The organism is Verrucomicrobiales bacterium, assembly GCA_016793885.1.
GTDB lineage: Bacteria > Verrucomicrobiota > Verrucomicrobiia > Limisphaerales > UBA11320 > UBA11320.
Genome location: JAEUHE010000042.1, coordinates 304,222 through 316,218 on the forward strand (window position 1 = coordinate 304,222; position 11,997 = coordinate 316,218).

General features: G+C 61.2%; 8 protein-coding genes. 6 read left to right on the top strand and 2 right to left on the bottom strand.

What is annotated here, in order from left to right; genetic code table 11:
• Positions 1–29: 29 nt before the first annotated feature.
• The 5 genes from JNN07_06125 to JNN07_06145 are packed head-to-tail and all read left to right on the top strand — an operon-like array spanning position 30 to position 3,436.
• On the top strand, positions 30–494 hold the full coding sequence (locus JNN07_06125) for a hypothetical protein (protein MBL9167299.1): 465 nt from the start codon (positions 30–32) through the stop codon (positions 492–494).
• 6 nt (positions 495–500) lie between these two features.
• Positions 501–701, top strand: a complete 201-nt coding sequence (locus JNN07_06130) for a DUF2997 domain-containing protein (GenBank protein ID MBL9167300.1) — start codon at positions 501–503, stop codon at positions 699–701.
• A gap of 28 nt (positions 702–729) precedes the next feature.
• On the top strand, positions 730–1,611 hold the full coding sequence (locus JNN07_06135) for a hypothetical protein (GenBank protein ID MBL9167301.1): 882 nt from the start codon (positions 730–732) through the stop codon (positions 1,609–1,611).
• Positions 1,608–2,381 carry a tetratricopeptide repeat protein gene (locus tag JNN07_06140; protein MBL9167302.1) on the top strand — a complete coding sequence of 258 codons (774 nt, stop codon included), beginning with the start codon at positions 1,608–1,610 and terminating at the stop codon, positions 2,379–2,381. Before JNN07_06135 ends, JNN07_06140 begins: the two co-directional genes overlap by 4 nt.
• Positions 2,378–3,436, top strand: coding sequence for a PilT/PilU family type 4a pilus ATPase (locus tag JNN07_06145; GenBank protein MBL9167303.1), 1,059 nt, complete (start codon positions 2,378–2,380; stop codon positions 3,434–3,436). The genes JNN07_06140 and JNN07_06145 overlap by 4 nt, the downstream gene beginning before the upstream one ends.
• 641 nt (positions 3,437–4,077) lie before the next feature.
• Here JNN07_06145 and JNN07_06150 read toward each other — a convergent pair.
• Positions 4,078–7,635, bottom strand: coding sequence for a protein kinase (locus tag JNN07_06150; protein MBL9167304.1), 3,558 nt, complete (start codon positions 7,633–7,635; stop codon positions 4,078–4,080).
• Positions 7,636–7,721: 86 nt separating this feature from the next.
• Complete coding sequence (locus tag JNN07_06155) at positions 7,722–8,471, bottom strand: sigma-70 family RNA polymerase sigma factor (GenBank protein ID MBL9167305.1); 750 nt, start codon at positions 8,469–8,471, stop codon at positions 7,722–7,724.
• 598 nt (positions 8,472–9,069) lie between these two features.
• Between JNN07_06155 and JNN07_06160 the strand changes: the two genes are divergently transcribed.
• Entirely contained in the window at positions 9,070–11,532 is a 2,463-nt protein-coding gene (locus JNN07_06160; protein ID MBL9167306.1) for a LamG domain-containing protein, read from the top strand.
• The last annotated feature ends 465 nt before the right edge of the window (positions 11,533–11,997 follow it).

The following is an 11,997-nucleotide window of genomic DNA, read 5'->3' on the forward strand; positions in this document are numbered from 1 at the left end:
CTCCTGAACCTCAACCCCTCACTTCCATTATGAGCGCTGTCTGCATTCTCACTCCGGTGGTTATCGCCGCCTGGCCGGCTTTTTCGGCCGCAGTTGTCGCGGCCGCTTCGTCGCTCGGTTATACCGTGGTGGACCAGGCCCTGGACGCGTTGTCTACCCAGTCGTCCCCAGCCCGAGTGCAACTCGAGATCCCGCAGAGCGAGTTGGTCACGGATCGACTGGCTCGGGCTAAGGAATTAAGTGTGAGTCGGGATGGGGTGACCATCACCTTCTCGCGCGATGCGCGTGGCCGCGCGGCGGTTTGTGTCAGCGGGGAAGGGCAATCCAAGCAGGAACTGCAAGCCCTGGGTTCGGAGTTGGCCGGGCGGGTCGTGCAACAGTACGTGTATCAAAGATTGAAGGAGGAGATGGCGGCCCGGCAGTTCCTGGTCGTTGAGGAGGAGACCGATGCCACAGCCGCCATCCGCCTCAAGGTGCGGCACTGGGAGAACTAACTTCATATGTCACAACGCGAATTCGACATCACGATCGGGCCGGACGGAAAAGTGGAGCTGCACGTCTCGGGCTATGAAGGCAAGGGTTGCCTGGAGGCGGTGCGCTTCTTCGAGCAAATCATCGGCCGGGTTCAGTCCCGCCAGGAAACGACTGAGTTCTACGGTCCGGAGGAGGAAGTTCGACAGCAGACGGACAATCATCACTGAGCTCCTTTGCTCCCAACTTGGGATTTTCATGCGCGCGCCTGAGTCCAGCTACTATCCGCCACGACGGAACGCCTGGCGCAGATGGGTGGGAAACCCCATCCGGGCCGCGTGGCGAGAGTGGTGGCGTCGTGGAGTTCCGGTTCACTCCGATTGGTCCTTCGGGAGCAGTCTTGGCGCGCTTCTCCTTCCCGGCTATGCCCTGGTCGGCCTGCGGCGTCCCTGGCTGCAACGCTTCTGGTGGTTGGCCTACGGCACCTGCTGGGCGGCCGCGTTGATCGGGTTGGGTTTCCTGGTGGGCGACCTAGCCGTTGGGTTGCTAGTGGCCTTGCACGCCAGTGCGTTGGTGGGCTGGCTCGGTCGCCATGGGGTCAACTTGCGCGACGGGCACGGGGTGATGGTGGTTGCAGCGGCCCTGACGATGGTGACCTTGACGGTTTATCTGCCCTTGGGCGGCGAGGTGATTCGCCGGATGTGGCTGCCGCTGGCCAGTCCGGAAGGCGTGATCGTGATCAATTGCACGGCTTCTCCGAAAGGCCTGGGTCGTGGCGACTTTGTGGCTTACACCGGTGCGAATCCTGGTACGTATGCCTACCAGGGCGGAGTCTATGTGGCGGATGGCCCAGGCTGCGGCCGAGTGCTGGCCGTCGCGGGTGATCACGTGGAGTTCAGTTCCGAGTTTGTCTGGATCAACGGGGAGCCCCAACCCCGGCTGCCAGACATGCCGACGGAAGGGCATTTGCGCATTCCCGCTGGCTCCTGGTTCGTCTGGCCTCGGCTGGTTCAGACCAACGGACGAGCCAACGCCGACATCATCGCCGCAGCTCTCCTACGGGTCGCTGTGGTACACGAATCCCGCTTTCTGGGCCGTCCCTTTGTCCGTTGGTTTGGGCGTCGGCAGCCATTGTCATGAGCCGCTTCATCAACCTCGAATTTGGTGATCTCTCGGAGGGCCGCTGCGAACCCGAGGAAACGGTCAAGGATGAGTCGTATTATCTTTCCGAGGCTCAGCAGCATTTTGAGAATGGCTGCTTCGAGCCGGCGCTTCGGGCCTATGCGCGGGTTCTGGAACACAATCCGCAAAACCCCGCCGCCTGGGCTGGTCAGGTGCGCATGTTGATCGAACTGGGCGAGGCTCATGAGGCGAGTTTGTGGTGTGACAAGGCGCTGGAGCGGTTCCCCCAAGAGGCCGACCTGCTGGCCGCCAAGGCTGTGGCACTCGCACGGATCGGGGAACTGGATGATGCCCTAGGGTTCTCGGATGCTTCGTTCGAAGGATCCGGCGACTCGGCCTACCTCTGGCTCGCTCGGGCCGAAGTACTCCTGGCTCGGAAGGAACGGCGCGCCGCGTTTTGCTTCGAGCGTTCGGGGCAGGTGGCCAACCACACCTGGGTGACCCAATGGATGGCCTCGCGCCTCCGCCTGGCGTATCGACAACCGGCGTTGGCCCTCCAGCATGCCCGCTCGGCCATGGAGTTGGGGCCGACGGTTTTCCTGGTCTGGCTCCAGTTGGGGCTTTGTCAGCAAGCCCTCGGAATGGTGACGCCCGCCGGCACTTCCTTCACCCGCGCCCTGGAGCTCAACCCCGATTGTTTGGAGGCGCAGCGGGCGTTGAAACTCACTCAGCAAATGGACGCCTGGACCCAATTGCGACTCTGGCTGCGCCGACTGCTCTCCTCATGAACCACCCCCGACTCGATTTGCTCTTGGCTCAAGCGACGGAACTGGGTGCATCGGATCTGCACCTGATTGCCGGTGTCCCGCCCGCCTTCCGGGTCTTCGGAGAGATCCGTTTTGCCGACGGGGAAGCGTTGAGCCAAACCGAGAACTTCGAAATGGTTCACGCACTCCTCAGCGAGCGCCAACGGGAAACTCTGGACAACGAATGGGAGCTTTGCATCTCGCTCCTGCATCCGGCCGCCGGCCGGGTCCGTGTGACGCTTTATCGGCGCAACGGGTATCCGGAATTGAGCCTCCGGTTCTGCGGCCGTGAAGTGCCGTCGCGTGAGGAGCTGGGTCTGCCCGAAAAATTGGACGAGCTGGCGCGGCGTCCCAACGGCTTGATGCTCATCACCGGGCCGACCGGGGCGGGCAAGACCACCACGCTCAACTACCTGGTGAACCTCATCAACCAGGAGCGCCGCTGCAAAATCGTCACCATCGAGGATCCCGTCGAGTTTGTGCATGAAAACAAGCGCGCCATCGTCGTTCAGCAGGAAGTGTTGACCGACACCCATTCCTTCCACCGCGCCCTCATTCATGTGCTCCGCCAGGATCCGGACGTCATTGTGGTCGGGGAGATGAGGGATCATGAAGCCATTGAGACTGCACTTGCTGCGGCGGAGACTGGTCACCTCGTGCTGGCCACCATGCACGCGCCGAATGTGACCCATGCCCTGGAGCGGATCGTGGGCATCTTCGAGGGCAGCGCCCAGCGGCAGATCGTCATGCAATTGGCCAACACGCTCCGGGGTGTGATGGCCCAGGACCTTCTGCCGTCCGCCGACCGCTGTCGGCGGGTGCTGGCCTGCGAACTCCTGGTGGTGAACAGCGCGATTCGTAACCTGATTCGGGAAGGAAACCTCCACCAGATTGAGAACGTGGTGCAAACCGGCGCGAAGGACGGGATGGTCTTGATGGACGACTGGCTCGAGGATCTCTACTGTAAATGCGCCATCAGCTACGACACGGCCGTGACGCGGGCTCGCGATCCTCAACGTTTCATGAAGAAGGAATGACCGTGACAAGGATGGTCCAAATCCACAATGGCCCACAGAGGTGACTGCAAGGGTTTCTCTGCGTTCCATCCCGTGTCAGCGGTGTAAAGATGCCCTCTCTGGACTCACACCCCTTTGCGGCATGTGCCGCGTCCTTGCGTTAACCTAGAACCGAGAATGGATTAACCACGGATTTCACTGATGACACGGATCATGAAAGATTTGTCACATGTGTTAACGGGAGATCACAGTCCCTTTCAGAGTGGTGAGGTGGTTCGTTCAACTTCTTAAAAGCTCAGTTCAGGGGATGCTATTGGGGCGGAGAGCTGCGCCAGAGGATCTGCCAAGATTTCGGGAAACCAAATCATCACTGCTGCCGCTCATCGGTAATCACTTATGACGTTCCTTTTCATACCGTTCGTTGGCAGGCCTTGGCGGACGATGGACAATGCTGAACGGCGTGGGGTTAGATCCCGCTTGGACCACGGTGGCTTCGCCCCTGCTGACCGAGCCCCGATTTCTGTTCATGGATACGAATACTCCCTTCGAACCTTCCCGATACTATCGTGTTCGCTTGGTACCCTAAGGTTCGACTGCACCTGCCGACAGCGTGGAACGGTGATGCTGTTCGTCAGTCTAGCTCTTCCCAACCCAGGGCCAACTCAGCGCCCCCGCTCCTCCACCGCCCGGACCCAAGCCTTTCTCAACTCTTCCCGTGTCAGGGGCACCACCGCTCCGGAGGGTTCCTTGCGGTGGGCCGCCAACAATTCGGCCTTCTGCCGTGCGTCGACCAGGGAGCCCACTTCCGGACCGAGATCCCAAACCCGCGTGGTCCCGTCGTCACTGCTGCTTAACAACTGCGAGCCATCCGCGGAAAAGTGAATCCACTGGACAGCTCGCGCATGCCGCAAGGGCGGGGTGACCGCGTCACCCGTGGCGGTGTCCCAAACCCGCGCCGTGCCATCCTGACTGGCCGTCGCCAACAGCGTGCCATCGGGACTGAATACGACTCGCGTGATCTTGCCTTGATGCCCCAACTCCGGCACGAGCTGACGTCCAGTCTGTACCTCCCAAATCCGTACGGAGTTGTCCTCGCTGCCCGTGGCGATTCGACGGCCGTCCGGACTAAACGTGGCCTGAGTCACGCCATCCCGATGCCCCCGGAACTCGTGGATCCTTTGTCCGGAACTCACATCGAACAGAACGGCTGAACGAGCCTCATAGCTGTAATCAGAGTTCGCCGCCAGAATCTGCTGGCCGTTCGGGCTGAAGTGAGCTTCCCAGATGAAGCCGCCGGCGCTCATCGGTAGAGCGGCCGGTTTCCCGTCACCGCTGTGGAAGACGCGCACCTTTCCATCCGCACAGGCCGTCAGGAAGAAATCGCCATCCGGACTGAACTCGCAATCGTCGAGCCAATCCGGATGCGGGATCGGCGGGCTCAACGGTTTGCCCGTGTTTGCATCCCACACGCGGGCGGCGCTCAGCTGGGGATCAGCCGAGAGGGTGATCGTTACCAGCTTGCTCCCGTCTTTACCAAAGGCAGCACGGCGAACGGCGACTTCGTGCGCGAGGGGAGCAAACTTCTCCCTCCGGGTTCGAAGGTCGAAGACGCGCAGAAACCGATCCGCACCCGCGACCGCGAGGGCTTGGCCGGTAGGATCCTGAGCGACATGCAGCACGTCTGATCCGCCGGCTAGGAGCTGTCCCACCGACTGTCCGTTCGTGACGTCCCAGAGGGTCAGCTTGCCCCGCGCGGTGGCGGTGTAGGCATGGGAGGTTCCCCGGATCCAATCCGAATGCACCATCGGATCCCTCTCCGACCACTCCCGAAGGGCGGTGGCGCCCGTGCGCTCCCAGACTCGGACGATGCCCAGCTTGTCCCCTGTGACCAGGCGGAGCTCCTCCGGGCTGAGCGAGGCCGAGAAGACGAAGGCGCTGTGTTGCAGGGCTGGCCAGAGCGATTCACCCCCGAAATCGCGGGGGTGTACGGTGTGGTTGAGCTCGGGCAGCAAGACCAGGCCGCGGCCAAGATTCAACCCTTCCTGTGCTCCATCGAGCTCAGTTTCTCCCGCGACTCCAAAGGGCTCACCGGTGCGGGGATTCCACAGGCGGAGCTTGCCATTGTAACCTACAGTGAAAGCGTAGCGTCCGTCGCCCCCGAAACCGGCATGTTGCAAGCGGGGATGTCCGGCATGCGTCAGAACCGGGGAGAGGGCTTGACCGGTCTGGGCACTCCAGATTCGTGCTTCGCCAGCGTGGCAGGCGGTGATCACCTCGTGGCCATCTGGACTAAACCATCCCCCCGCCCAATCGTCCTGCGTGCCGCCCGGCAACTGCCATGGGCCGAAGACCGGACGAAAGCTTGCGACGTCAAACAGTTGGGCATAGCCTCCATGGCCGACCAGTAGGATGCGGTCCCCTTGAGGACTGAAGGTGGCATGCAGGATCTTTTGCGGAAGCGTCAGTGCGGGGCCGATGGATTTCCCGCCGCGCACCTCGCGGACTTGGGCTTTTGATCCCTGGGCGGAAATCACCCAGCGGGAGTCCGGAGTGAAAGAAATTCGCGCCGTCGCGGTGCGCTTCAATCGGCTCTCGTTCTCCGGGAACGGCCCCGCCAGCAGCCGTCCCGTTGCGGTTTCCCAAACCCGGGCCGTGCCATCCGAGCAGGTGGTCGCGATGGACAACCCATCTGGACTGAAGTAGGCGGTGGACACCGCTGCTGGATGTTTCAGAGGGGGGAGTGTCGGCTGTCCGGTGATTCCCTCCCATACCTGGAGCACGCCGTCCTCACCCGCGCTCAAAATCCGCCGTCCGTCGGGGCTGAATTGAGTCATGTTGACGGATCCCTCGTGGAACATGAGTTGTCCCAACCGGGGTGCCTGACGGAATCCTTCGGCGATTCGACGGCGGTGGATGAGTTCCTCCGCAGGGCGTCCGGTGTCCAAACTCAGAGCGTCCAGGAAGTGCAGCACCGCAGTGGTGGGATCACCCTGCAGCGTGAGCCGATTCCCTTCAGCCACGTTGAGCCGAACGACCTGCCGGCGGTTCTTCTCTGCTTCGCTGGCGATGCGCATACCCAGGACGGCCGAGATAGCGACGATGACCAGCGAGCCAATAGCGACCGCCAGACCGAACGCGGCCGTCCACGGATGTCGCCGGGTCCACTTCACTAGAATCTCGGGCGTGCTGCTCGGTCGGGCCTGGATGGGCTCGTGGCGCAGCCAACGTTCGAGGTCTTCCGCCAGCTGGAGCGCCCTGGTATAGCGGCGCTGCGGTTCCTTCTCGAGACACTTCAAACAGATGGTCTCCAAGTCCGCATCGATGACCGGATTGACCACCCGAGGCCGGATTGGTTCCTTCTGGACCACCTGCTGAAGTGTTTCGAAGGCGGTATCCCCGAGAAAAGGCGGACTTCCGGTCATTAACTCGTAGAGCACGGCCCCCAGGCTGTAGGTGTCCGATGCCGTGGTGAGCTGACGGGATTTCCCTTCGGCCTGCTCGGGCGACATGTAGGCCGGAGTACCAAGAACCGCGTCGGACAGTGTCAGATTCGATTCACCTCCCTCGACCTTAGCCAGTCCGAAGTCGGTGACCTGAGGTTGCCCCTGTGCGTCGATGAGGATGTTGGCGGGCTTGAGATCGCGATGGAGGATCCCGTGCTCATGAGCGTAATGAACAGCCCGTGCCACCGTGGCGATCAAGTTGGCGGCTTCGGTCAGGCTGAAGGGGAGAGTCCGCTGAGCGAGCCGTTCACCCAAGGTGGAGCCTTCGATCAGCTTCATGCTGAAGAACGGCATGCCCTCTCGTTCGCCCACTTCGTAGATGGGGACGATGTGCGGATGATCCAGCCGGGCGGCCGCTTCTGCCTCGGCGCGGAAGCGTCGAAGATCGACTTCGCGGGCCAGCTTGCCACCGAGGATCATTTTTAAAGCCACCCGCCGATTCAAACTCACTTGGCGGGCTTCATACACAATGCCCATGCCACCCCGGGCGCGCGGGCGGAGTTCCGCGTAGTCTCCAAAGGAGTCCAGCTTGGGGGCGGGACCAGCGACCAGCGAGTCGAGGTCCAAGCTATCGGCGGAGGAGGTCGCCGGGTCCGGATCACTGGACTCATCCGCGAGCAAGGCGACCACCAGACACCGGGGGCAGAGCCCCTCGGTGGCGCTTTCTGCGATCAGGCGCAGGCATTTAGGACAATGCATGGCAGGCAGCTTTGTCATGACTTGCGGAGTCGGAGGCATCGGCGCACTCGCCCAGTTGTCTTACGACCCTGCGTTCCATAGAGAAAGGTTTGGGCGTCAAAGATTCAGCTCAACGCGGCGAAGAGCTGCCGGATTTCCTCATCCACCTGGTTCGGATCCTCGAGCGTGCTGGCGATCTCCTCCCGAAAGAGCTCGCGGAAGCGCTTCCGCAGGCGGTGGACGATGGACTTGAGCGCTGATTCGGTGATCCCCATGCGCTCGGCGGTCTCCGCGAAGGGTGAGCTGCCCCTTTCCTCCAGGAGGTAGACCTTGAGCTCGTCGAAATACTTGGGCTGATACCGACGCTCCCATTCCTCCCGTAACCGTTTGAGAACCTGCTGGACCACCGTCTCGGCCCAGCGCCGCTCGAACTCCCGTTCGGGTGTTTCGTGGATCGCCGGTTCTACTCCCAGGTGGCCTTCGGCGAGGGCGAGATCGAGGGAGAAGATCTCCTTGCCTCCGCCCCGTTTTTGCCGCTGCGAATGGTTCCACTCGTTGAGCAGAAAGTGATTCAGTGAGGCAAGCAGGAAGGAACGGAACTTGCCCTTGTTGGGATGAACCTCCTGCAGATCACGTCGAGCGAGCAGGCTGGCGAGGAAGCCCTGGATGAGGTCCTGAGATTCGTGGACGTCGTAGCCCTTACGTCGGACGAAAGCATAGAGGGGAGGCCAATAGAGGCGGCAAAGGGTTTCGAGGGCCTCGGAGGATTCCTGACCCTGGCTGTCACCCGCGCGCAGGATCATGCTCCACCGCGTGGTGGCAAACACCGCCGCTCCGGCGCCGGACTCAATTGGGCTGGGTTTTCGTTCTGACATGTACCCGCGGGTGAAGGTCGGGATGATTCAATCTGAACCTGCCGAACCTGAACGGATTTTTTATGCTACCTCCGAACCGGCTGGGGGTCAATTGCGCTGGAAGAATTAAGGAGTTCAGGCTTCATGCCGCCTGGGCATGGAAGGTCGCGCCTGGGTGGGGATTGTCCGCTGGTTCGGGGGGCTTGTGCGTGCCCTTGAGCAACCTGAAGGTTGAACTCTGTACGGGGATCGCGGCGATCTCTGATTTCTGAGTTTGTCATCAGTGATGAAATACTGCGTCTGAGGTTCTTTCAAAAGTTGCAATATCAGAACTAAGAGACCTGACCCGAATGCGAATGGCATGCGTTGTTTGTTGATCGGCTATGCGTGCAATGCGGATCGGTATGAGGACTGGATCACGAACCCACGTCCGATGCACACCGGAGGGGACTGCGGCGGACGGTGGGGAGGACCGGGATCGCATGGCTCCGATTCCGAGCAGGTGCGCTGCGCCTTGGCACGTCGGGGCAGCCTAAAGGTTGAACACCAGACAGGAAAAAATGTCGGGATCCCACTTTCTTTGCAACACAACCTCCAGAACGCTTCAGAACCCACCAGCATGAAAACCCGAAGTTTCCTCCTCTGCGTGTGGCTGGTGGCCAGTTCCAGCTGGATCGGCACTGCCCAGGCCGCCTCCCCCGACACCGCTCTCTCCTTCGATGGCGCCGACGACTACGTCGTCGCGAGTTTCAATCAGGAGCTGAACGTCTTCCCCCTCGCGGTGCAGGCATGGGTCCGCTCCACGGATCTGGGTCTGGACCGCGGGATCGTTTGCAAATATCAGGCTGGGTCGTTTAATGGGTATCAAGTTTACCTGAGCGAGGGGAAACTCTATGCCTGGTACTTCCGCGACCGGGACAATGCCGTTTGGGGGGGAGATCGTGGCCTCGAGGGTGGCTTCATCGCGGATGGCCTCTGGCACCATATTACCTTCGTTGTCGACGCGGATGGCGGTCGACTGCAAGTCGATGGACAGCTCCGGAGCACGAAACCCTGGACGGGCAGCCCGGGAGTGGTCAACACGACCCAACCCCTGGAGTTGGGCCGCTATCGCGGTCGGTACTTCCACGGGGAGATCGACGACCTCGCGATTTGGAGCACGCCACCGTCCACGGATCAGATCCTCGCGCTGATAAACCGTCCCTCCTACCACGGGTTGTCTGGCCTGCTCGCCTACGTTTCGGCGGATGAAGGAGAAGGCGCGAAGGCGGGGGCGTCGGCTGGCACCGAGGGAGGTTTTTTCTTCCGTCTCTTCAACGGCGTCAGCTGGTCCCTCGTCGGTCAGCATCGGGCGGCTCAGCGAGTCACGGAAGTGCAGGACGGCCTGCCTGGCTCCCTGCGCAACGTTATCTCCAATGCGCTTCCTTACGATACCGTGCAGTTTGTGACGACTGGCATCCATGAGTTGACGCAGGGCGAGATCGTGCTCTCGAAGGATCTAACCATCGTGGGATTGGGGGGGAACCAATCTGCTATCAGCGGAAAAGGCGAGTCGCGCCTGTTCTCCATTCCGCTAGGAGTAACGATCTCGCTCAGCGATCTGAGCCTGCGGGACGGCTACCCGGGTTTGGTGGATCAGAACTCCAACACCGGTCGGCCGGGCGGGGCGATTCTAAATCGCGGTCGATTGTCACTGAGCCACTGCTGGCTGAGTGATAATCACACCGGGCCCTTTTCTATGTCGACGAGAATTGGTTCGGGAGGTAACGGAGGCGCGATTGCCAACATGGGGGTGTTGAAGCTTTCCAACTGCACGCTCTGGTCCAACTCTGCGGGTTCAGGATTCAGCGATCAAGGGAGTGGTTGGTCGGCGGGGAGCGGTGGGGCTATTTGGAGTGACGGCGAGCTTACGTTGGAGGGGTGTACGCTGACCGACAATCAGGCCGGAATGGGGGTGGGTATGTTAGTTGAGGCGGGCGGAGGGGGTGCCATCGCCTCCTTCGGGTCACTCAGACTGACATCTTGCACGATCGTCGGAAATCGGGCTGGGCGATCTGTCGCGCCGCCGCCCTTCGATCGACCCGGTCGGGGTGGAGGGATTCTTCATGCCCAAGGGGATCCGGGCTACCTACGGAATTCGCTGATCGGAGGGAACACAGTGTCGGGCGGCACCGACTTGGGTCCGGATCTTGTGGGGAACTTTATGTCGGGAGGACACAATGTGGTAGGCGAGATCGAGGGAGCGGGGATAGTCGTGAATGGCATCAACGAGGATCAGTTGGGAGGACTGACAGCGAAGATCCAGGCGACGTTGCTTCCGCTGGGCCAATACGGAGGTTCGGTACCCACCATATCATTGACTCCAAGCTCTCCGGCCTTTGACGCGGGCGACAACACGTTGACGGGCAAGGATGCCCGGGGGTTGCCGCGGCGGGCGGGGCGGCAGGTGGATGTGGGGGCGTTTGAATTGGAGCTGGATCAATACGCACTGCCGGACGTGCCTCGTGCGGCGGAGTTGGGTGAGATTCGTATCCCCGTGACGGCGCGATTTATTCCGGGCCTGCTTCCTATTTGGCTGCATGTCAACTATGGCAGCGGCACGAACCTCTCGCTGTCCACCCTTGCGGAGAGAGTGGAGCCGGGCACGAGCGAGGTGGCGATCACGTTGTGGTTGACGGCGCCGGATTTGAGCACGGTGTTGAATTATCGGTTTGTCGCCACGAGTTCTGTGGGGACGAGCCACGGCCCGATTTTGCGGTTGGGACGGAGCTGTGAGGAGACGATTTGTCCGGGGGGTGTTGACCCGGTGGACTTGAAGAGCTTCTTGCGAAAGTACTTTGTCATCCGTCCTCCAGCGATGGATCGCTTCGACGCTGGGGTTGGCCCAGGGGGTGGGGGAGCGGTTCGACGATTCCGATTGGCGAATTTGGAGGAGATGACTTTTAGTGTGTTGGCGAGCACCAACGCGTCGGCGCCGCGGGCGGAGTGGCAGGCGGTCGGGGAAGCGTCCTTGCAATATGAATTTGCGGACCCGGACGGGGTAGGGCAGCCCATGCGATTCTACCAACTGGAGTGGCGGTGAGCCGAAGTTCCACGTTGAGCCCATGAAAGCCAATCGTTTGAAGGGGTTCAAACAGCCGCGACGAGAAGCGCTGAGGGCTAGTCCACGTTCAGAGGCCCTTATGGGGGCAGCCTTCCTTGTGCGCCTCGGCCTGGAGCCATTATGGGCTCAACGAGATCAGAACTATAAGCTCAATCGGAACGAGTCCTATCTTGGTGACGATTCTCTTTCAAGTCTCACTCGCATTTAACCACTCCCATAGCTGTTCACTTCCACTCGGGCTTCCTCCGTCGCTGAAAGCTTCTACCGACGCCCTAGGCTATGGTGGACAAGATGGAGGACGCGAAGCGAAGGTGTATTTGGATCTGAAGGCTAATAGGAAGGCTGGCCTGCCGGCCGTAGCTACAGGGGATGTTCGACGAAGCCCGTCGTCGCCTGCGGCTCCCGCCTTCGCTGAAGCTATGGCGTGGCGAGATGACGTGGCAG